This is a genomic window from Catenuloplanes atrovinosus, from assembly GCF_031458235.1.
GTDB lineage: Bacteria > Actinomycetota > Actinomycetes > Mycobacteriales > Micromonosporaceae > Catenuloplanes > Catenuloplanes atrovinosus.
In genome coordinates, this window is the sequence record NZ_JAVDYB010000001.1 from 7207462 (window position 1) to 7228775 (window position 21314).

The following is a 21314-nucleotide window of genomic DNA, read 5'->3' on the forward strand; positions in this document are numbered from 1 at the left end:
AGCGTCCGGCCCTCACCCGAACGGGCAGAGCCGGGAACAGTACGTAATGACCCGCGTACTGTAGCGGTCAGCCGTGTCGAGGTTCACAGCCGGAGCCGTCGTGTCGTGACGATGTTGGCGATTGTGTTAGCCGACAGGCCCCATCGGGGCCCGTCTGTAGGCATAGTCAAGGTCATCCGCCCGGTGCACGCAACCGGACGGAACAAGATCAAGATCCTGACCTGGGGGTACGACATCCGGGCCGCCGCACGGGCATCTACCGGCGTTTATAGGGCTTTGAGCCCGTTTAGCGGGATGGTCTCGCCGATGCGCCCTTCAACGCGACCCTCGATCACGGGGTGTGATCTGCGTCTCGCATTCCCCACGACACCCACTTCATGCCTGCCTCATGACGGCCTCCCGCCTTCGCGACCTCCGCCCCGGCCCACTCTCGCCGCTTGACGGAACCGGCCACCCTCCGGCGGCCGTTGGCCGCGCCACCTTCGACGCGCTCCCGCCGCGCGATCCGGGCAGGGCGCGCTTCGCAGGACCGGCCGGCCTCCGGCAGACCCGGGCCGCGTCACCTTCAACACCCTGCCACCGGGCGATCCAGGCACGCGCGTTCCACAGACCGGCCAGCCTCCGGCCGACCTTGGCCGCGTCACCTTTCACCGCACTCCCACCGGGCGATCGGGCAGGGTGCGTCTCAGGGACCGGCCGACCGTGGCCGCGTCAGCCTGCAACACACTCCCCGCCGGGCACTCCGGGCGGGGCGTGTTTCGCGCGACCCGCCGGCCTTGGCCGGGTCACCTTTCTACGCGCTCCTCGCCGAACGATCCGGGCAGGGCGCGTTCAGGGATCGGCCAACCTCCGGCAGATCTTGGCCGCGTCACCCTCAACACGCTTTCCGCCGGGCGATCCGGGCAGGTGTGATCGCGCGCCCGGGGCGGTGCAGGGCGTTCGAGGTGTGGGAGGTGTCGGTCGTACCAATGGATGGGTGTGGTTGTGGCTGGCGACCGGGAGGGGAACGGTCAGGCGGCGTGGGTGGGCCAGGCCATGCGGACCTCGGTGCCCACGCCCTCGTCGACCGGGCGCACCTGCAAATCATCCACAAAACCGGCCAAAAGGGCAAATCCGACACCCGTGGTGAGTTCGTCGTCGGAGAGCGACTCGTTGGCCAGTTCGTCCGGTGGGATCGAGGGGATGCCCAGGCCGGCCTCGATCGGCGCGCGGTCGATCACTCGAACGGTGTAGGAGTCCTCGTCGGACATCTCCACCTGGACCGGAGCGAAGACGCCGTACTGCCGGTGCAGCGCGACCGCGCGGGCGCACGCCTCACCGATCGCGAGCCGGACCTCGTCGAGCAGTTCCTCGGCCACGCCGGCGCGCCGGGCCACGGCCACGCCCACCAGCCGGGCGGTGCGCACGTGCACAGGCGCGGGGGAGAACGCCAGCCGGACAGTGGCCATCACGCGGTCGGACCGGAGTCCGCGCCCGCCCCGCCGGCGGCCTGCACGGCCGCGTCGACCGACGGGTAGATCGGGAAGACCTGATCCAGCGCGGTGATCCGGAAGATCTTGAGCAGCGGCTCCTTCGCGCAGACCAGGCCGAACGTGCCACCGACCGGACGCAGCCGCTTCAGCGCACCGACCAGCACGCCGAGCCCGGTCGAGTCGAGGAACTCGACGCCGCCCAGGTCCACGATCACGCCGCGGACGCCGCCGTCGATCAGCTCGACCAGCCGTTCCCGCAGTCGAGGCGCGGTGTAGACGTCGACCTCGCCGCCGACCTCCAGGACCGTGTGCCCGGCGACGGTGCGGGTCGCCAGCTGCAGCTCCATCAGTCCTCCTCGGCTCCTTAGGCGGCTACGCCTAAGCGAATCTAACCATCGGGCGGCCTCCGTCGCATCGCGCGGCCCCGTGCTTGCGTGTTCCCGTTTGGGTTTTCCGCACACCAGTGCGAGAGTGCATGCCGTGAGTCACACCGCGGTCGCCCCGGCCGAACTGCTGCGGCGTCTTCACACCTCCCCCTCGGTCACGCACGTGGAGATCATCCCGCCCGCCGCCGGTGACCCGGTCGAATGGCCCTCGTGGGTACCGCCGGAACTGCGCGACTCGCTGGCCGCACGCGGCATCTCGCGGCCGTGGCGGCACCAGGCCGAGGCCGCGACGCTGGCGCGCGAGGGCCGGCATGTGGTGGTCGCCACCGGGACCGCGTCCGGCAAGTCGCTCGCCTACCTGCTGCCGTCGCTGTCCGCGCTGTTCGAGGACCCGAAGGCGACCGTGCTCTACCTGGCCCCGACGAAGGCGCTGGCGGCGGACCAGTTGCGCGCGGTGCTGGCGCTGGCTCCGGGGGTACGGCCGGCGTGCTACGACGGCGACACGCCCACGGACGAACGCGAGTGGATCCGGGCGAACTCGCGGTTCATCCTCACCAACCCGGACATGCTGCACCACGCCATCCTGCCCAACCACGGCGCGTGGTCCTCCTTCCTGCGCCGCCTGACGCACGTGATCGTCGACGAGTGCCACGTGTACCGCGGCCTCTTCGGTTCCCACGTGGCCCACGTGCTGCGCCGCCTCCGCCGGGTGGCCGACCGCTACGCCCCGGTCTCCTTCGGCTCCGACGACACGGCGCCGACGACCGGCGCACCGTCCGTGGCGGCGCAGGACCCCGTGAGCCCTGGCGCGGTGATTCCCGTGCAGCCGGGTGCGGTGGTTCCGGCGCAGCCGGGCGCGGAGGTTCCGGCGCAGCCGGGCACGGAGGTTCCGGCGCAGCCGGGCGCGGAGGTTCCGGCGCAGCCGGGCACGGAGGTTCCGGCGCAGCCGGGCACGGAGGTTCCGGCGCAGCCGGGCACGGAGGTTCCGGCGCAGCCGGGCACGGAGGTTCCGGCGCAGCCGGGCACGGAGGTTCCGGCGCAGCCGGGCACGGAGGTTCCGGCGCAGCCGGGCACGGAGGCTGAGGGGAAGGTCGCCGGGCACCGGAGCGGGCGTGGGCGGGCCGCGCGGCGGAGCCGGGCGGTGTTCGTGCTGGCGTCGGCGACGTCCGGCGATCCCGCGGCGACCGCGTCGCGGCTGACCGGGCTGCCGGTGACCGAGGTCTCGGCGGACGGGTCGCCGCGCGGTGGCGTCACGTTCGCGCTGTGGGAGCCGCCGCTGCTGCCGCCCGAGCTGTCCGGCGGCCTCGCGGAGGCCGACCCGGACGATCCGCTCGCCATCCCGTCCGTCCGGCGATCCGCGCTGCGGGAGACCGCGGACCTCCTCACCGACGCGATCACCCACGGGGTACGCACGCTGGCCTTCGTCCGATCCCGGCGCGGTGCCGAGGTGGTCGCGTCCATCGCCCGCCGCTCGCTCGACGAGGCCGTGCCCGGGCTGGGCTCGCGCGTCGCCGCCTACCGCGCCGGCTTCCTGCGCGAGGAGCGGCGCGAGCTGGAACGGGCGCTGCTCAGCGGCGAGCTGCTCGGAATGGCCTCGACGAACGCGCTGGAACTCGGCGTCGACCTGGTCGGCCTGGACGCCGTGATCATCTGCGGCTATCCCGGGACCCGCGCGTCGCTGTGGCAGCAGGCCGGCCGCGCGGGCCGGTCCGGTGGCGAGGCGCTGGCCGTGCTGGTCGCGCGCGACGATCCGCTGGACACCTACCTGGTGCACCACCCGGACGCGCTGTTCGGCCGCCCCGTGGAGGCGACGGTCCTGGACCCGGCGAACCCGTACGTGCTCGGCCCCCAGCTGTGCTGCGCCGCGAACGAGGCCCCGCTGACCGAGGACGACCTGGAACTCTTCGGCGGCGCGCCCGCGGCGGCGACCGTCGCCGCGCTGGTCGCCTCCGGTGCGCTGCGCCGCCGTCCCACCGGGTACTTCTGGACCCACCGCACCCGGCCCGACGTCGACCTGCGCGGCAGCGGCGGCTCCCCGATCAACGTGGTGGAGTCCGCCACCGGCCGCCTGCTCGGCACCGTCGACCCCGCGTCATCCCACATGATCGTCCACCCCGGCGCCGTCTACCTGCACCAGGGCAGCTCGTTCATCGTCGAGGAGTTGCACCTCGACGACGCGGTGGCGCTGGTACGGGCCGAGGAGCCGGACTGGACCACGCACGCCCGCGACGTCACCTCGCTGGCCGTCACCTCCGTCCGCGAACGTCTCGACGCCGGCCCGGTCGGCCTCTTCCTCGGCGAGGTGGACGTCACCAGCCAGGTCGTCTCCTATCAGCGCCGCCGCGTCGGCTCCGGCGAGGTCATCGACACCCGCCCGCTCGATCTGCCCGTGCGCGAGCTGCACACGGTCGCGGTCTGGTTCACCATCACTCCCGAGGCGCTGGAGGCCGCGGGCGTCGAACCCGCGGACTTCCCCGGCGCCCTGCACGCCGCCGAACATGCCGCCATCGGCCTCCTTCCGCTCGTGGCCACCTGCGACCGCTGGGACATCGGGGGCATCTCCACCGCCGCGCACCCGGACACCGGTTACCCCACCGTCTTCGTCTACGACGGTCACCCCGGCGGCGCCGGCTTCGCCGAGCGCGCGCACGGGATGGCCGCCGACTGGCTCCGCGCCACCCGCGAGGCCATCAGTTCCTGCGCCTGCGAGACCGGCTGTCCCGCCTGCGTCCAGTCGCCCAAGTGCGGGAACGGGAACAATCCGCTGGCCAAGGACGCCGCCGTACTGGTCCTCGACACGGTGCTCGCCGCCCTTCCCGTTTGACCCTTTTTTCGCATCGCGGGATGCCGCAGATGACCCCGCTCAGGATGGGCATCTATGCGTGGGAGCGCTACCACGCGCTCCGTTCCCACCCTCGAGCCCAAGGGAGCCCTTCAGTGGCGAACACCATGTCCGACGCCGTCGAGCTCGTATACAGCATCGATCCCGACACGCTCACGGTCGACCAGCAGATCGCGCTGGCCCACGCCTATGCCGCCCTCACCCAGGCCGAACGCCTCGACTGGATCTTCCAGCGCCTCGACAAGATCCATCAGCTCCTGGTGACGATCAACGGCCGGATACCCACGGCATCACCCACCTCCCACGCCGCTTGATCGGTTGCGGTGATGTACACGGGGGTCGTGCGGAGTGGGACACGTCGTCCGCTCGATCCGCCTGAAACGCCACCGGCAGATCCGCCGGGCGGGGACGGGACTGCGTCGGGTAGGTCCGGGCCGGCAGGAGCGGTGGCCGGGCCGGCGGGTGCGTCGTCCGGGCCGGCGGGTGCGTCGTCCGGGCCGGCGGGAGCGGTGGCCGGGCCGGCAGGAGCGGTGGCCGGGCCGGCAGGAGCGGTGGCCGGCCGGCGGGTGCGTCGTCCGGGCCGGCGGGAGCGGTGGCCGGGCCGGCAGGAGCGGTGGCCGGCCGGCGGGTGCGTCGTCCGGGCCGGCGGGAGCGGTGGCAGGGCCGGCGGGTGCGTCGTCCGGGCTGGCAGGAGCGGTGGCCGGGCCGGCTCTGGCCTCGGCGTGGGTCGTCAATCGCAGGTCGGGCCAGGGCTCGACGTCGAGGTCCACGCGGACCAGCAGTGTCAGCCCGTCCGTCGCGCAGGCTGACAGGCGGGCACCGTTCGCCTCGACCAGCTGCGCGGCGCGGGCGCAGGCGATCGCCTCGCCGCGTGGCGCCAGAGGTGCGCCCGCGAGCGCGCCGAGGTCCGCCGCGATGTGCACCCTGCGGTGCGCGGCCGCGGAGTCGATCACCGCGGCACCGGCCATCCCGGCGGCGACGAAGAGCAAACCCAACGCCGCCACCAGCAGGGAAGCGCCGCCGCGGTCCGGCGCCGCCACCCGCCGACATGCACCACCATGAAACGGCACCCTCACCAGCCCGGACCCGCCACCATGAAACGGCACCCCCACCAGCCCAGACCCGCCACCACGAAACGGCACCCCCACCAGCCCAGACCCGCCACCACGAAACGGCACCCCCACCGGTCGGGACGCGCCATCATGATCCGACGCCACTGCCAAGCGCGCCGAGTGGCGAGCGACGACGCCGTTCATTCCGCGATCACCGTGACACCGGGCTCGATGGCGGCGACCGCCTCGCCGGAGGCGGTGAGGTCAGGGACCGTCAGACCGAGCGCGCGCACCGGTACCGTCACCACGACCCTGACCTGGTCCCCGTCCGGAAGCACGGTGACCGTCGCGCCCGGTGGTGCCGCCGCGGTGCCGGCGTCCACACCGGACTGGCCACGGGCCGCGGCCAGCGCCGCGTCCCGTGCGGCGTCATAGCACCGTCCCCGATCGGCCACGGCCGTCATCACGGTGAGCCCCACTCCCAGCAGCAGCATCAGCGCCGGCAGCGCCGCCGCGAACTCCGCCGTGAACGCACCCCGATCGACGTCGCGCCGCTCGCCCTGACCGGACAGGACCGCACGGGTCCGGCCGGGGCCGCCGTGCCGGACCGCGGCACCGGCGCCGGTCCCGGCTGACCGCGCGGCCCCGTACGGCACCTCCTCCGCCGGGTCACCGTCGACGGAAGATCCCGGCGGGCCGGCACCATGCCGGGCATCCGGCGGCCAAGGACGACTCCGGAGGCCGAGCCCGGAGATGACGATGTGCAGCAGCCGAGACATCAGACCGGGGCGGTGGTGGCGACCGCGATAGCGAAGGCTGATCATTTCAGCGCCCTCTCGATGATCTCGGTGAGCGCCTTCTGGATGGACGGACTGGTCAGCACCTTGAGCAGCAGCGCGGCGAACGCCACGGCGGCCAGTGTGCCGACCGCGTACTCGGCGGTGTTCATGCCGGCGTCGCCGCGCAGCCGGCGGCCGAGCGGGCGAAGTCGGTCGCCGATGCGGCGGAGGAACGTTGTGAGCATTGGTTTCCCTCTCTTCTGGGTGTTCACAGCAGTTCGCTGAGGACGGCGATGATCACCGGTGCGAGCCCGGCGAGGACGAAGGCGGGCAGGAAGCAGAGCCCGAGCGGCAGCACCACGAGCACGCCGGCGCGGTGAGCCGCCACCTGCGCCGCGACGGCGCGATCCGTACGCAGGTCGTCGGCGAGCCGGGTTAGCGCCCCGGCGAGCGCCGCACCGCTCGCGCTGGAACGGATCGCGGCCGCGACCACGCGCTCCGCGCCCGGCACCTCCGACAGGTACGCCCACGCCTCCTCGGCCGGCGCACCCAGGCGGAGCGACCGCGCGACACGAGCGAGGTGAACGGCGAGCGGTCCGCCGAGCGCGTCCGCGACCGCGTCGGCGGCCCGGTCGACGGGCGCGCCCGCGCGGAGCGTGGCCGAGAGCAGGTCCGCGGCGAGCGGAAGGTCGGCGACCGCCTGGAGCCGCAGCCTGCGCGCCGACGCCGGCTCCAGCCGGCGCAGCACCAGGAAGGTCCCGACGGCCGCGGCCACGCCGAGACCGACCCCGGCCCAGCCGCCGAACAGCAACGCCACCGCCGCCCCGCCACCGGCCGCACCGGCGATCAGCACCGCCGGCCGCGGGCGTTCGCGCGCATCGTCTCGCTCGGGCACGACGCGGCCGGAGGCGGAGGCGGGCGAGTCACCCGCGCCCGGCACGATCCCGGCGACGACCTCGTCGGGCGCGACGCCGGGGCCGCCCTCCCCACGCGCAGGCGCACCAGTTCCGCCGCTGCCCGGCCCGGGCGCCGCCCCGGTAGCCCAGTAGAGCCCGCCATGCAGGTCCAGACGACGGCCATCCCGATCCTGGCCGGTACCCACGATCGGCAGGTCCCGACCGTTCCCGGCCGCTGCCCCGCGCGGGGCCGCTGGCCGCGCACCGGAACCGTCGGCGTACTCGACGGCCTCGGGCGCGGTCCCGGCGGCGCCGCGCGGGGCACGGAAAGATCGAAACAGTTCGGGCGCCCACGCCCCGGCCAGCACCGCCACGCCGGCCACGGCGGACAGCGCCACCACCCACGTCACGACGCCGCCCGCCCGCTCGCCGCGCCAGCCGGGGACGCGCACCCGGCGGCAGCCCGGCCGCGGCAGGGCAACGCCGCCGGCCGCAAGGCGCACCATCCCGGCCGGTCGAGCCGCACGCGCGGTCCCCGCCGCCGATGCGAGGCGAGCCGCCACCGCAACGCGGCGAGCGCCGACAGCGCGTCGCACCACAGTCGACAGTCGAGCGTGACCGGCAGCTCGGTGAGGCACCCGGCGACCGTGCGGTCCGGTAGCGGCAGCGGCGTGCCGCACCCGCCCGCGCACACCACGGACAGCGCGGTCACGACGTCCCTCCCGGGCTGGCGAGCCGATTGGCCCAGGCGAGACCGGCCGACTGAAGAACCACGGCACCGACGGCGCACGCCGCCCCGATCGGCGTGTGGAGCAGGACGTCCAACGGGTTCACGCCCATGAACGCACCGAGCGCCAGGCCACCGATCGGAAGCCCGGCGAGCAGCCAGGCGGTGACGCGCGCACCCGCGGCCTCCGCGGCAGCGGCCGCTTGCCCCCTGGCCATGACGCGGGTGTCGGACTCGATGCGTTCCACGAGGTCGGCCAAGGGCGCGCCGGTACGCTCCGCCAGTAGCCAGGCCGCCGTGGTGAGCCGCCCGATCCGCGGGTCCGGCAGCGCCGGTGGATCGGTGTGCGGCAGCCCGGCCCGCAGGTCGGCCGCGAGCGTGCAGAGCATGTCCAGCGTCCGATTCCGCGCCAGCAGTTCGGCCCTCGCGGCATCGCGGCGCAACAACCCTCGCACGGCCAGCCGGCAGTAGACGGCGACCAGCATCCCCACCGGCCCGGCGGCAACCAGTCCACCCAGCGCCGACACCCCGGCGACACCCACGACCAGAAGCCGCCGCCCACGCCGGGTCCGCGGCAACGACACCGCACCGCGCCACCCGGGCCGCGCAACCGGCACCCCGGGCGAGACGGGCACCGCAGAAGAGACAGGCACGTCCGTCGCAGGAAAAGCGGTCTCGATCGGCTGCGTCACACGAACCTCGTCCCGCACGGACGCCCGCCCGACGAACGCCGACCGCAGACCCGACACCGCCGGGAGAGACGACATGGCAGGAAGAGACGACGCATCCCAGGCCGCCCTGGGCAACGGCTGTCCCGCATCCATCGGCGTGAACCGTCCGCTCGCACCCTCGAAGCGGAACGCCGCGGGTAGCGACGCCTCCGCCGCGAACAGCCCACCCCGCACCGGCGCCACGCGCGGCGCAGCGGACGGCACACTCCGGCGCGTCTGGAACGCCGCCAGCCCCGCCAGCACGGCCACCGTCCCGGCGAGCACGCCGATCGCCATCCAGAACGCGCTCACGACGCGTCACCGCCGGGCCGCGGCCGGCGCCGCAACGGCGTCACCTCCGCCGCGCCGTCGCCGACCGGCGTCGACACCGGCGACCGCAGCAGGTGTGGCACGGGCACGTCACGCTCGCCGAGCAGCCGGGCCAGCTCGGCCGCTGCCGGGCCGGGCCCGTGTCCGCGCCGCCACACCGTCCGCGTGGCCAGCAGCCGCTCCGGGCCGTCGGCCGTGAGCAGTGAGATCGAGTCGAGCACGCGCCCGCGTGCGCCGCGCCGGAGGTGCACCACCACCTGCAACGCCGCCGCCACCTGTGCGTGCAGCGCCGCGCGCGGCAGCCCGCCGACGATGCCCAGCGCCTCCAGCCGGGCCGGCACGTCGGCCGGTGCGTTCGCGTGCAGCGTGCCCGCGCCACCGTCGTGCCCGGTGTTCAGCGCGGCCAGCAGGTCGACGACCTCGGCGCCGCGGCACTCGCCCACGATGAGCCGGTCGGGCCGCATGCGCAGCGCCTGCCGGACCAGCGTGCGCAGGTCGACCGCGCCGGCACCCTCCACGTTGGAGACCCGGGCCTGGAGCGCGACCACGTGCGGGTGCTGGGGCCGCAGCTCCGCGGCGTCCTCCACGATGACGATGCGCTCGGTGGGCGGCACCAGGCCGAGCAGCGTGTTGAGCATGGTGGTCTTGCCGGAGCCGGTGCCGCCGACCACGAGGTACGCGAGCCGGGCGGTGACCACGGCGTGCAGGATGTCCGCCACCGGGCCGGGCACGGTGCCCGCGTGCACCAGGTCCGCCAGCCGGTACGGCCGCTGCCGGAACGTGCGCAACGACAGGTACGGCCCGGTGGTGGCGACCGGCGGCAGCACCGCGTGCACGCGCGTGCCGTCGGGGAGCCGGGCGTCGACGAACGGCTGCCCGTCGTCGAGCCGGCGTCCGCAGCCGGCGGCGAGGCGCTGCGCGAGCCGGCGCACCTCGTCCGGACCGCCCATCCGCACCGGCGCGCGGACCAGGCCGTTGCCGCGGTCGACCCAGACGTCGGTGGCGTTGACCAGGATGTCGGTGACCGTCTCGTCGGCCAGGAGCGGCGTCAGCGGACCGGCACCCACCAGGTCACCGCGGACCCGTTCGGCGAGGCGCAGCACCGCGCCCGGGCCGAGCTCGGCGGCGCCGGGATCGGTGCGCACGGCCGCGACCACCGCGTCCTCGGTCGCGTCCGCCCCGGCCACGGTGAACCGCTCGCGCACCCGGGCGGAGAGCCCGGCCGCGCCCCTCATGCCGCCGCCTCCTCGGTGCCACGGCCCGGGGGAACCGTGAGGAGGCGGCGGCAGAGGCCCGTCAGCGGGCCGTGCCCGTCGACGGGCGGCACCTCGCCGCGAGCGAGCAGCGTGCGAAGCGCCGGGTCGCTGGAATACGCACCGGCAACCGGAAGGCGCGCGGTGCGCGCGACGTCGTCCACGGTGAGCGTGTCGGCGGAGGCGTCGCGGACGATGGCGGAGAGCCGCCAGCTGTGCGGCCGGGCGAGCGCGGCGATCCGGCCGGCGGCGAGGCAGGCGCGCAGCTCCGCGGGGACGATGACGTGCGCCTGGTCGGCGTCGCGCAGCGCGGCCGGGCCGGCCTGGCCGAGGTGCCGGGGCAGGTCGGCGACGACCAGGTCGCACTCCCGGCGGCCCGTGTCCAGGCCGGTGGTGATGGCACCGGCGGGGAGGTCGCCGGGCCCGCCGTGGTCGAGGCCGAGCAGCACCAGCTCGCCGGGCCCGTCCCGGTCGAACTGTCGCAGGCCGACCATGAGGTCGAGCCGGCCGCCGAGCGGGTCGGCGTCGAGCAGCAGCACGCGGCGACCGGCGCGGGCCGCGGTGACCGCCAGCGTCACCGCGAACGTGCTGGTGCCGGCGCCACCACGGGCACCGAACAGCGCGATGACCCGGCCGCGTGGCGGCGGCGGAGGCGTGCCGAGCCGGTGCACGAGCCAGCGCTCCGCGGCCGGGAGGACGGCGATGTGCTCGACGCCCAGCCGCTCGACCAGGTCGGGCGGCGGATCGGCCGTGCCGGCCCGGCCCACCAGGACGACGGTGCGCCGCCGCAGCCGGGCGCGGGAGAGCGGGCCGGTCTGGTCGGACCCGACCAGGACGACGGGCGCCTGCTCGTAGTGCGGGCGGGCGGCGGCCGGGTCGGTGGCGACCTGCAGCTCGGTGCCGGCCGCGGCGGCGAGCCGCAGCAGATCGTCGAGCAGAGCCTCGTCGGCCGTGACGACGAGCGGCCGTGATCCGGTGCGAGCCATCGGAACCCTCCATGGACATCGAGGACGTCCCGGAGAGACTCGCCGTCCGTACCCGTCGATGGCGGCGTCTGTGGATGAGGAGAACGCCTGTGGACAACGCCCCGAGAGCGCCCGCGATCTGCTACGAACGCCCGTCGCGAACGTGAATGATGTTGGGTATCTTTGGTCGCCAGTACGGCGTTGGAGTGGTGCCCATGCAGATCACGAGCGAGTTGTCCCCGGAACCGGTCGCGGACGGACGTCTGGTGGTGGTCAGGGTCGCGGGCGAGATCGACTACACCAACTCCGGCGAGATGGCCGGCGAGATCTGGAACGTACTGGCCCGGCACTCCCCCGCGGCGATCCGGGTCGACCTCGCGGAGGCCTCGTTCATCGACTCGACCGGCCTGGGCGCGCTGGTCGGCGGCTATCGCGCGGCGGCGGAGGCGGGCTGCGCGTTCACGGTCGCGGCGCCGAGCCCCGCGTTCCGCCGGGTCCTGACGATCACCGGCCTGACCGACCTCTTCGGGGTGGAGGACGAGCGGTCGGGCCCACAGAGGACTGTAGAAAGGTGACGACCCCCGTCGGGGGGTGACGGGGGCCGTCCGGGGGTCCGACTCCGGGGGGGTCGAGCCGAACCCGCTCGGCAGTCACGGGGGGTGCAACCGCCGAGGGTCTTCGGGCGACACCTGGAAAGGACATGAATCGGCGTCGCAAACCTAAGGATGCCTGAAGTCAACCGCGCACGTCGAGTGGCGAACGCCCTATGACGCACGACACGCCGTATTGCGCACAAGATCACAGGGAATCCACGCCGCCGGGCGGGGCCGTTCGCGCGGTGGCGTTAAACTCTGCTGCCGTGGGCCGAAGCGCCGCGTTTTTCGATCTCGACAAGACGGTCATCGCCAAGTCAAGCGCTCTGGCGTTCGGCCGCCCGTTCTACCGTGATGGGCTGATCACCCGGCGGGACGTCGTGAAGTCGGCGTACGCCCAGCTCATGTTCCGGCTCGGCGGCACCGACGAGCAGTCGATGGCGCGCACCCGCGACTACCTGGCGCAGCTCTGCAAGGGCTGGTCGGTGGAGCAGGTCAGTCAGATCGTCACCGAGACGCTGCACGAGCTCATCCATCCGTACGTGTACGCCGAGGCCACCGCGCTGATCGCGGAGCATCAGGCGGCCGGCCGGGACGTGGTGCTGGTCTCCGCGTCCGGCGACGAGATGGTCCGTCCGATCGGCGAGTTGCTCGGGGTCACCGACGTGATCGCCACCCGGATGGCGATCGTGGACGGGCGGTACAGCGGCGAGGTCGAGTTCTACGCGGCCGGCCCGGCCAAGGTCGAGGGCGTGAACCGGCTGGTCGGGGAGCGCGGCTACGACCTGTCCGAGTGCTATGCGTACTCGGACTCCAGCAGCGACCTGCCGCTGCTGGAGTGCGTCGGCCACCCCAGCGCGGTGAACCCGTCCCGCACGCTGCGCCGCATCGCGATCGAGCGCGGCTGGCAGGTGCTGGAGTTCCGGCACCCGATCCCGATCGGCCGCCGCCTGCGCACCCAGCCGGCCGTCCCGATCACCGCCGCCGCGCTCGGCGTCGGCGTGGGGGTCGCCATCGGCATCGCGTGGTACGGCCGCATGCGCAAGTCCCGCACCACCACCGCCTGATCTCCTACAGCATGTCTGAGCTGGGAAAACCAATCCCGGCACTTCCGTAACACGATCCGCCAAGGCCCTGGCGATCAAGCCTGTGGCGGCGTAGAAAAAGGGAGCGGGCATGGGAAACCAGCCCCGCTCACGGCCACCGGGCACCCACGCGCGGCCCGCCGCGATAGGCACGTGGCATCGGCTCCTCCGGGACCGGTGCAGACGACAAACGGACACGCTTGATAACCCGGACCGGACGTGTGGTGACGGCGCCTCGTGATCGAGGCGCCGTCCACGTGCAACCACCCGAACGTCCGATCAGGGCGCACGAAAATAAAGGCATACTTGCGCAAATGAAGACACACTGGACCCGCCCCTACCCACCGGGCGGCGGCCGGTGGCTCGTGATCGCCTGGGAGGCCGCGAGCATCACCGCCCTCGGCTGGACCAGCGACCGGCTCTTCGGCTTCGATACCGGCGCCACCGTCATCTTCTCGCTGATCCTGGCCGCCGCCTGGGCGGTCGGCGCGGTGCGGATCGCACGCATGGGCGTCTACGTCGGCGATCCCGGCGTCCGGATCCGCGGCCTGTTCTGGACCCGCACGGTCCCGTGGCCGGACATCGACCGATTCCGCATGCAGGACGTGACGTACCGGTTCGGCGGCTTCCGCATCCCGGGCGGCATGACCGTGGTGATCGACCGCCACGACGGCACCGAGATCAAGACCGAGCTGTGGGCCCAGGGCGTCGACTTCCACTCCCGCCCCGGCCTCTTCCGCCAGGTCTTCCACGAACTCCGCGAGCGCCACGTCCTCCAACTCGCCACCAACAACGCCTAAACCCCGAAAAGCGGATATTCCCGCTCCCGGCGCCCCGAGCCCCGCATGCTCCCGCGGGCCCCGGTCGGCCGTTGGCCGGCCTCCCTTCCGGATCCGTGGCCGGCCGGCAAGACCCCCGGCGCCGCTCCAGGACGCGGATGGCGTGTCAGGTGGTGGCGAGGATGGCGTCGCCGATGGGGGTGAGGTCGTCGGCACCGGCCTCGATGGCGGCGGTGTAGTGGCGGAGCCAGGAGCGGAGCCCGTCCGGGGTGCCGGTGGCGAAGGCGCTGGCGGCGCCGATGTACTCGGGGCGGCGGCGCAGGTGGCCGACCTCGACGCCGATCAGGCCGCGCGGGTCGAAGCCGGTGGACAGCAGCGTCAGGCGGGCGGCGGCGCGGGCGACCACGCCGGACGGGCCGTCGAAGGGGCGCAGATTCAGCAGTTCGCCGTGCACGACCGCGGCCAGCACCAGCGGCGGCACCCGGGTGCCGCCCGCCACCAGGGCCATCAGCGTGTCCAGCCGCGCGGCGACCACCGGGTCCGCGACCGGGCGGCCGAGCGCGTCGTCCGGGACCACGCCGCGGGCCGCGAGCACGTGCAGGCGGGCCAGCACCTGGCGCGGCGCGTTACGCCAGCGGGGCGCCAGGCCGTCCAGCGCGCCGACCACCCGCAGCGCACCCTGCATGACCGGATCGGTGACGGCGCCCTGTCGTACCACCTCGAGGTCATGATCGGCGCCCTCCAGGGCGGCACTGGCGACCGCCGCGCGGAGCCCGACCTCCGCGGCGACCTGGCCGCCCTTGCGGCGCAGCGCGCGATGGCGCATCGCGGCGTCCGCGCGATCGCGCGCGGACCCGACGGCCTCGGCGACGCCGGCCAGTTCGAGCAGGGGGGCGAGGGGGTCGTTCACGGGAGGCAACGCTACCGCCCTGGTGGGAGGCGATTAGGAAAGACTTAGGGGAAATCGAACGGTAACGGTCTCTTCACGGCGGCCAGGGGCGGTGCAAAGATCAACCGGTGGGCGCTCACCGTGCGCCATTCGGCGCGTACGGTGACCGCTTCTAGCTGCTCACCAGGACCGACGCTAGTCTCGGCGGAGACCTGGATCACACGGACATCTGACGAGGAGTTCATCGATGAGTGAGACCTTGGCGAACCTTCTCAAAGAGGAGCGGACGTTCCCGCCGCCGGCCGCGCTCGCCGCCGAGGCCAACGTCACCGATGTCGCATACCAGCAGGCCGCGGACGATCGGCTCGCGTTCTGGGAGACGCAGGCGCGTCGCCTGGAGTGGTCGAAGCCGTGGGACCAGGTGCTCGACTGGTCCAACCCGCCGTTCGCGAAGTGGTTCGTCGGCGGCGAGCTGAACGTGGCCTACAACTGCCTGGACCGGCACGTGGCCGCCGGCAACGGCGACAAGGTCGCGATCCACTGGGAGGGCGAGCCCGGCGACACCCGCACCATCACCTACGCCGACCTGCTGACGTCGGTCTCCCAGGCGGCGAACTACCTGACCGAGTTGGGCGTCACGGCCGGCGACCGGGTGGCGATCTACCTGCCGATGATCCCGGAGGCCGCTGTCGCGATGCTGGCCTGCGCGCGGCTCGGCGCCACGCACAGCGTGGTCTTCGGCGGCTTCTCGGCCGACTCGCTGAGCAACCGGATCAACGACGCCACCGCGAAGGTCGTGATCACCGCGGACGGCGGTTACCGGCGCGGCAAGCCCTCCGGGCTCAAGTCCATCGTGGACGAGGCGCTGAAGAGCACGCCGAGCGTGGAGCACGTGCTGGTGGTCCGCCGCACCGGGCAGGAGGTCGCCTGGGGCGAGAAGGACCTGTGGTGGCACGAGACGGTCGAGCAGGCCGCGACCGAGCACACCGCGCAGGCCTTCGACGCCGAGCACCCGCTGTTCATCCTCTACACGTCCGGCACCACGGCGAAGCCGAAGGGAATCCTGCACACCAGCGGGGGCTACCTGACGCAGGCGGCGTTCACCCACCACGCGGTGTTCGACCTGAAGCCGGAGACCGACGTCTACTGGTGCACCGCGGACATCGGCTGGGTGACCGGGCACTCCTACATCGTGTACGGCCCGCTGGCCAACGGCGCGACCCAGGTGATGTACGAGGGGACGCCGGACACGCCGAGCAAGGCCCGGTTCTGGGAGATCGTCGACCGCTACAAGGTGACCATCCTCTACACCGCGCCCACGCTGATCCGCACGATGATGAAGTGGGGCGCCGACATCCCGGCCGCGCACGACCTGTCCTCGCTGCGCATCCTGGGCAGCGTCGGCGAGCCGATCAACCCGGAGGCCTGGATCTGGTACCGGGAGACGATCGGGCACGGCAACACGCCGGTCGTGGACACCTGGTGGCAGACCGAGACCGGCGCCATCATGATCTCCCCGCTGCCGGGCGTGACCGCGACCAAGCCGGGCTCCGCGATGACCCCGCTGCCCGGCATCACCGCGGACGTGGTCGACGACCAGGGCAAGTCCGTGCCGAACGGCGGCGGCGGCTACCTGGTGCTCCGCGAGCCGTGGCCGTCGATGCTGCGCACCATCTGGGGCGACGACAACCGGTTCGTGGAGACGTACTGGTCGCGCTTCGACGGCATGTACTTCGCGGGCGACGGCGCGAAGAAGGACGACGACGGGCACATCTGGCTGCTCGGCCGGGTCGACGACGTGATGCTGGTCTCCGGCCACAACATCTCCACCACCGAGGTCGAGTCCGCACTGGTCTCGCACCCGTCGGTGGCGGAGGCCGCGGTCGTCGGCGCGACCGACCCGACCACCGGGCAGGCGATCGTCGCGTTCACCATCCCGCGCGGCAACGTCGACACCTCCGGCGAGGCCGGCGAGGCGCTGATCCAGGAGCTGCGCAACCACGTGGCGAAGACGCTGGGCCCGATCGCCAAGCCGCGCCAGATCATGCTGGTCGCGGAGCTGCCGAAGACCCGCTCCGGCAAGATCATGCGCCGGCTGCTGCGCGACGTGGCCGAGCACCGCTCGCTGGGTGACGTCACCACCCTGCAGGACTCCACCGTGATGGACCTCATCGCGAGCGGGATGAAGGACAGCAAGTCGGACGACTGACGACGATCGGTTCAGGGGTGCGGATTCGCGATCCGTACCCCTGAATGTCTCTCAAGGTTTCCCTTCCGGGCACCCTGGATGCGCTTTTTGGCAGTAGGCCTACGCTTGGCCCATGACTGACGACGCGAGCGTGCTGATCGAGGGGCCGTGGACACACCGGTTCGTCGGCGCCAACGGCAGCAGGTTCCATGTCGTGGAGGCCGGCACCGGGCCGCTCGTGCTGTTCCTGCACGGATTCCCGGAGTTCTGGTGGGCCTGGCACCAGATCCTGCCGTACGTGGCCGACGCCGGCTTCCGGGCGGTCGCGATGGACCTGCGTGGTTACGGCGCCAGTGACAAGCCGCCGCGCGGATACGACGGATACACGCTCGCCGCGGACGTCGCCGGCACCATCCGCGCGCTCGGCGAGCGGTCCGCGATCGTGGTCGGCGCCGGTGCCGGCGGCATGATCGGCTGGACCACCGCGTCGTTCCACCCGCAGATGGTCAGCCGCCTGATCGTGATGGGCGCGGCCCACCCGCTGCGGCTGCGCGCCGCGCTCTTCTCCGACCCGCGCGGCCAGGTCGCCGCCGCGACCCACACGCTCAAATACCAGCTCCCACGGTACGAGCACGTGCTCGCCCGGGACAACGGCGCCGAGGTCGGCAACATCCTGCGCCGGTGGGGCGGTCGTGAGTGGGTGAACAGCGCCGCGTTCGCCGACTACGAGGCCAGGTGCCGGGAGGCGATCACCATCCCGCAGGCCGCGTTCTGCGCGATGGAGGGCTACCGGTGGGCGTTCCGGGCCGGGCTGCGGCTGCACGGCTACCGGTTCGTCAGGCTCATGCAGCGCCCGCTGGTCACGCCCACGCTGCAACTGCACGGCACGCAGGACACCGCGATCCTGCCCCGCACCGCGCAGGGCTCCAGCCGGTACGTCCGGTCCTCCTACGAGTGGCTGCCGCTGCGCGGCGTCGGCCACTTCCCGCACCAGGAGGTCCCGGCGCTGGTCGCGTCCGAGATCCTGCGCTGGGCGAAGTGAGGGGTCAGATCCGGTTCTCGCGCAGGTCGGTGACCGCGGACAGCGGCGCCCAGCCCTGGTAGACGCCGAAGTCGAACTCCTCCAGGCCGAGCGCCTGCGCGGTCGGGGCCTTGCCGCCGGTGTACTCCACGCGCAGCCAGCCGTCGGCCTCGCCGAGCACGATGAACGGCTCGCCCTGCCAGGTGCAGGTGGTCCGCACGTACATCAGGTCGTCCACGTCGCCGGCGTTCAGCACCCGCACGTATCGCCCGGGACGCACCTCGGAGAAGCCGTCGCCCGGCTGCGGCTGGTAGATGCGCACGTTGTCGCCGTCCGGGCTGGCCTCGTACTCGCGGCCCTGGTAGCGGGCCACGTAGCCGTCGCGCATCAGTTCTCGCCGACCTTTCGCCAGGTCATCGCGTCCGTGTCGAGCAGGGCGAGCAGCGTCTGCCGGCCGGAGCGGTCGATGCTCCACAGCTCGGAGCCGTGCGGCAGGCGCACGCTGTCCACCTTGAACTCGGCGATCACGTCGGAGCTGTCGCCGGGCGCGAACCCGTTGCCGCGGAACGGCGGGCGCTCGATCACCCAGCCCTCCATCGCGCGCATCGCGTTCTCGTTCTGCCCGCCGTACGGAATGCGGTACAGCGACGGGCGGAACGCGGGCCAGCGCAGCACGTGCACCACCTCCGCGTCCGGGCGGAACGGAGAGCCCGGGTAGATCAGGCCCAGCGCGGACAACAGCTGACCGGGCGTGCCCAGGTGCTCGACCTCGTTCGCCCGGTGCAGGAAGCCGGAGACCCGGTCGTACCCCCGGTTCAGGAAGTAGTCGACCTGCGCCGGCGAGACCGTCTTCTGCATCACGGTCGGCGCGTTCGGGTCCGGCGGGCGGGACACCGGCGCGGGCGTCTCCACCACGCGCACCGGTGCCGGCGTCGGCTCGACGTACTCGTCCGGCTCGGCGTCCTCGCCGAGGCCGACCTCCTTGGCCCAGCTGGCCAGCGCCACGATCTGGCTGCCCGGCAGCGTCGCGCCGACCGGGCTGCCCGGGTTCACCGCGAACGACAGGCCCGGGTCCGGCCAGTGGCGGATCAGCCGGGCGAACTTCACCCCGACGGTCTCGATCGCCTCGCCGCCGACCAGGTGTTCGCCGAGCCGCTCCGGGGACGTGAAGACCACCACGTAGCGCTCGCCGTCGATCACGTCGGTGCGCCAGGCGAAGTCCGGGTCGCCGGGGCGGCCACCGGACGCGGACGTGCCCGGCTTGAGCGGCAGCAGCACGCGCGCCAGCAGCAGCGTGGAGAGGAACGAGTCGGTGCTGCCGTCGCCGGCGGCCGCGAGCAACTCCTCCTCGACCTCGTTCGCCGGCGTGAACCCGGCCAGGTCCGGCTGCGCGATCTGCGACTCCGGCCGGTACGCGGGCGTCGGCGCCGGGGAGAACGGGCGGTCCGGGTCCGGCGTGTACGGCGGGTCGGACCGCGGCGTGGCGTAGGACGGCGAGCCGGCACCGTAGGACGGCGCCTCGCCGGGCGCGGCCCACACGTGCGGCGCCCGCTCCTCCACGGCCGGGTCGCCCGGGTGAGCGGCGCCGCGCAGGTAGTCGGTGGCCTCCTCGACCGGGACCGCGCCGCCGTACACGGTGGGCGTGCTGCTCGCCTGCCGGCGCGGCAGCCCACCCGGACCGACCGCGGGCGTCTCGTCGGACGCGGGCGCCTCGGGCGCGGGCGACGTGGGCGTCTCCGCCCCGGCCCGGAACGGCGGCGCGTCACCGGGGCGGCTGGAGAGCGGATCGCCGCCCGGGCGGCTGGTCAGCGAGTCCCCGAACCGGGACGGCGGCGCGTCGAAGCCGGGCCGGGACCACGCCTCGGGGCTCGACGGCGGCGCACCGGCGCCGGGCGACCGGGACGCCGCGGCCGAACGGGCACCGAGGGCATCCGCGGCGGATGGGCGCTTCGGCAGCGACTCGCCGTTCGGCGGGCGCTTGGGAAGCGGCTCGGCCTCGGAGTCGGCCCCCGGGCGCGGAGGACCGCCGGCGTCCGGCTCAGCCTCCGGCCGGCGCTCGAAGCCACCGGGCTCGGGACGCTGCGCGAGACCGCCGAAGTCGGAGCCGGCCGGGGCCGGGCGCGGAGAGAGACCGTTCGTTCGCGGGGCCGCGTCGGCCCGGCCGACCGGCGACTCGAAGCCCGCCGGACGGAACGGCGCCGGCGATCCGGGGTCCGGCCGGCGCGGCAGCGAGGTGGCACCGGACGACTCCGGGCCACCACCGGAGACCGGCCGGGCCGGCAGCGCGTCGGGGCCGGGCAGCGCGTCGGGAGCGGGCAGCGGCGCGAAGCCCGGCGGACGCGTGTCCGCCGGCTCCGGAACCGGCCGCCGCGGCAGCCCGTCGCCCTCCGCGCGCGGCGGGAACGCGTCGGCGGCCGCGGGCCGCGCACCGTACCGCGGTGGCGGGGCGTCGCCGTTGGCGCCGAACGTCTCCAGCGGCCGGGTCGGCAGCGACTCGGCGGTGTCCGGCGACGGGCCCGGCATCACCGGGAACCCGCCGCTCGACGTGGGCGGTCCGAGCGGCGCGGGCGGGCCGGCGCTCTCCGGCGCCGCGGCCCAGCGGGACGGCCCGGAGTAGTCGGCCGCCCAGTTCGCGCGCTGCTCGGGCTCGGGCGTGGGGTCCGGCGCGGGGTCCGGCTCCGCACCGGCGGACGGCTCGTCGCTCGTGATCAGCCCGTTGCCGCTGAGCGTGCCGGGCGAGTGGCTGACGCCGGGCGCGGCCATGGCGGCCGCGACCTCGTCCTCGCTCGGCCGCATCATGCCGGGGACGGACGCGGTGGCGCGCGCCCGGTTCGCGCTCTCCGCCTTCATCAGGCGGGCGCGGGCGCCCATGGTCCGGCCCGGCAGCCGCACATCGCCGCGCGCGAGCTGAGCCACGAACCAGGCGGGCAGGTAGCCCTCGATGGGCAGGCCGGGGTTGACCGCGAGCCACCAGTCCACGTTCGGCCAGCCGGCCGCGAGCTCCTGGTACGGCACGTGGCGCGTCGAGCCGGCGTGCTGCGCGAGGCAGGCCCGCAGCGCCGCGGCGGACGTGAAGGCGAGCACGTGCGTGCGGCCGCCGGTGGTCCACGTGCCCCAGCTCAGCGGGCCGCCGGCCGGTGTGTCGCCGGAGACGGGCAGCAGCAACTCGGTGCGGGCAAGCACCTGGAAATAGGCCTCCTGGTCCTCCTTACGGAGGGCCTCCCGCATGGCCGCTTCGGCCTCGGTGGCCGGCTCCCAGTCGGTCACGGCCACCTCCCTTCACCCATCAGGCCAGACGCATTCGCGTACAACCTACAAGGTTGATCCAAGATCACAACGCGCGGCCG

Annotated in this window: 19 protein-coding genes; 7 read left to right on the forward strand and 12 right to left on the reverse strand. The window is 73.8% G+C overall.

What is annotated here, in order from left to right; genetic code table 11:
- Positions 1 to 1010: 1010 nt before the first annotated feature.
- Positions 1011 to 1451 carry an ATP-binding protein gene (locus J2S41_RS32115; RefSeq protein WP_310373610.1) on the reverse strand — a complete coding sequence of 147 codons (441 nt, stop codon included), beginning with the start codon at positions 1449 to 1451 and terminating at the stop codon, positions 1011 to 1013.
- Positions 1448 to 1819: an STAS domain-containing protein gene (locus J2S41_RS32120; RefSeq protein WP_033339217.1), complete on the reverse strand. Its 372-nt coding sequence runs from the start codon at positions 1817 to 1819 to the stop codon at positions 1448 to 1450. Before J2S41_RS32120 ends, J2S41_RS32115 begins: the two co-directional genes overlap by 4 nt.
- A 133-nt stretch (positions 1820 to 1952) precedes the next feature.
- Here J2S41_RS32120 and J2S41_RS32125 point away from each other — a divergent pair, with 133 nt between their 5' ends.
- The gene (locus J2S41_RS32125; RefSeq protein ID WP_374728189.1) at positions 1953 to 4682 is read left to right on the forward strand and encodes a DEAD/DEAH box helicase; all 2730 of its coding nucleotides are present in this window, start codon (positions 1953 to 1955) and stop codon (positions 4680 to 4682) included.
- A gap of 113 nt (positions 4683 to 4795) precedes the next feature.
- Positions 4796 to 5014, forward strand: a complete 219-nt coding sequence (locus J2S41_RS32130; RefSeq protein ID WP_310373612.1) for a hypothetical protein — start codon at positions 4796 to 4798, stop codon at positions 5012 to 5014.
- Here J2S41_RS32130 and J2S41_RS32135 read toward each other — a convergent pair.
- The 7 genes from J2S41_RS32135 to J2S41_RS32165 form a co-directional block, all read right to left on the reverse strand.
- Positions 4991 to 5956, reverse strand: coding sequence for an Rv3654c family TadE-like protein (locus tag J2S41_RS32135; protein ID WP_310373614.1), 966 nt, complete (start codon positions 5954 to 5956; stop codon positions 4991 to 4993). The genes J2S41_RS32130 and J2S41_RS32135 overlap by 24 nt on opposite strands.
- Positions 5953 to 6324, reverse strand: coding sequence for a TadE family type IV pilus minor pilin (locus J2S41_RS32140; protein WP_310376673.1), 372 nt, complete (start codon positions 6322 to 6324; stop codon positions 5953 to 5955). Before J2S41_RS32140 ends, J2S41_RS32135 begins: the two co-directional genes overlap by 4 nt.
- Positions 6325 to 6572: 248 nt before the next feature.
- On the reverse strand, positions 6573 to 6776 hold the full coding sequence (locus J2S41_RS32145; protein WP_310373616.1) for a DUF4244 domain-containing protein: 204 nt from the start codon (positions 6774 to 6776) through the stop codon (positions 6573 to 6575).
- Positions 6777 to 6799: 23 nt separating this feature from the next.
- Complete coding sequence (locus J2S41_RS32150) at positions 6800 to 7474, reverse strand: type II secretion system F family protein (RefSeq protein WP_374728288.1); 675 nt, start codon at positions 7472 to 7474, stop codon at positions 6800 to 6802.
- 661 nt (positions 7475 to 8135) lie between these two features.
- Positions 8136 to 9176 (reverse strand): type II secretion system F family protein, encoded by a 1041-nt coding sequence (locus tag J2S41_RS32155; protein WP_310373618.1) that lies wholly within the window; start codon positions 9174 to 9176, stop codon positions 8136 to 8138.
- Positions 9173 to 10429, reverse strand: coding sequence for a TadA family conjugal transfer-associated ATPase (locus tag J2S41_RS32160; RefSeq protein ID WP_310373620.1), 1257 nt, complete (start codon positions 10427 to 10429; stop codon positions 9173 to 9175). Before J2S41_RS32160 ends, J2S41_RS32155 begins: the two co-directional genes overlap by 4 nt.
- The gene (locus tag J2S41_RS32165) at positions 10426 to 11433 is read right to left on the reverse strand and encodes a P-loop NTPase (protein ID WP_310373621.1); all 1008 of its coding nucleotides are present in this window, start codon (positions 11431 to 11433) and stop codon (positions 10426 to 10428) included. Before J2S41_RS32165 ends, J2S41_RS32160 begins: the two co-directional genes overlap by 4 nt.
- 194 nt (positions 11434 to 11627) lie before the next feature.
- Here J2S41_RS32165 and J2S41_RS32170 point away from each other — a divergent pair, with 194 nt between their 5' ends.
- The 3 genes from J2S41_RS32170 to J2S41_RS32180 all read left to right on the forward strand — a co-directional run bounded on the left by J2S41_RS32170 (position 11628) and on the right by J2S41_RS32180 (position 13890).
- The gene (locus tag J2S41_RS32170; protein ID WP_310373623.1) at positions 11628 to 11987 is read left to right on the forward strand and encodes an STAS domain-containing protein; all 360 of its coding nucleotides are present in this window, start codon (positions 11628 to 11630) and stop codon (positions 11985 to 11987) included.
- Positions 11988 to 12271: 284 nt separating this feature from the next.
- The gene (locus J2S41_RS32175; protein ID WP_310373625.1) at positions 12272 to 13072 is read left to right on the forward strand and encodes an HAD family hydrolase; all 801 of its coding nucleotides are present in this window, start codon (positions 12272 to 12274) and stop codon (positions 13070 to 13072) included.
- A gap of 332 nt (positions 13073 to 13404) precedes the next feature.
- Positions 13405 to 13890, forward strand: a complete 486-nt coding sequence (locus J2S41_RS32180) for a PH domain-containing protein (protein WP_310373627.1) — start codon at positions 13405 to 13407, stop codon at positions 13888 to 13890.
- 145 nt (positions 13891 to 14035) lie between these two features.
- Here J2S41_RS32180 and J2S41_RS32185 read toward each other — a convergent pair whose 3' ends face one another.
- Complete coding sequence (locus J2S41_RS32185; RefSeq protein WP_310373629.1) at positions 14036 to 14779, reverse strand: Fic family protein; 744 nt, start codon at positions 14777 to 14779, stop codon at positions 14036 to 14038.
- 226 nt (positions 14780 to 15005) lie between these two features.
- Here J2S41_RS32185 and acs point away from each other — a divergent pair, with 226 nt between their 5' ends.
- Both acs and J2S41_RS32195 read left to right on the forward strand, forming a co-directional pair.
- Positions 15006 to 16967: an acetate--CoA ligase gene (gene acs, locus J2S41_RS32190; protein ID WP_310373632.1), complete on the forward strand. Its 1962-nt coding sequence runs from the start codon at positions 15006 to 15008 to the stop codon at positions 16965 to 16967.
- A gap of 112 nt (positions 16968 to 17079) precedes the next feature.
- Positions 17080 to 17988, forward strand: coding sequence for an alpha/beta fold hydrolase (locus tag J2S41_RS32195; RefSeq protein ID WP_310373634.1), 909 nt, complete (start codon positions 17080 to 17082; stop codon positions 17986 to 17988).
- A gap of 4 nt (positions 17989 to 17992) precedes the next feature.
- On the opposite strand, the gene J2S41_RS32200 is transcribed toward J2S41_RS32195, so the two are convergent.
- Both J2S41_RS32200 and J2S41_RS32205 read right to left on the reverse strand, forming a co-directional pair.
- Positions 17993 to 18358 (reverse strand): UCP033725 family protein, encoded by a 366-nt coding sequence (locus J2S41_RS32200; RefSeq protein WP_310376676.1) that lies wholly within the window; start codon positions 18356 to 18358, stop codon positions 17993 to 17995.
- A complete protein-coding gene (locus J2S41_RS32205) occupies positions 18355 to 21234 on the reverse strand; it encodes an SseB family protein (RefSeq protein ID WP_310373636.1) in 2880 nt (959 codons plus the stop codon). Before J2S41_RS32205 ends, J2S41_RS32200 begins: the two co-directional genes overlap by 4 nt.
- Between the last annotated feature and the right edge of the window lie 80 nt (positions 21235 to 21314).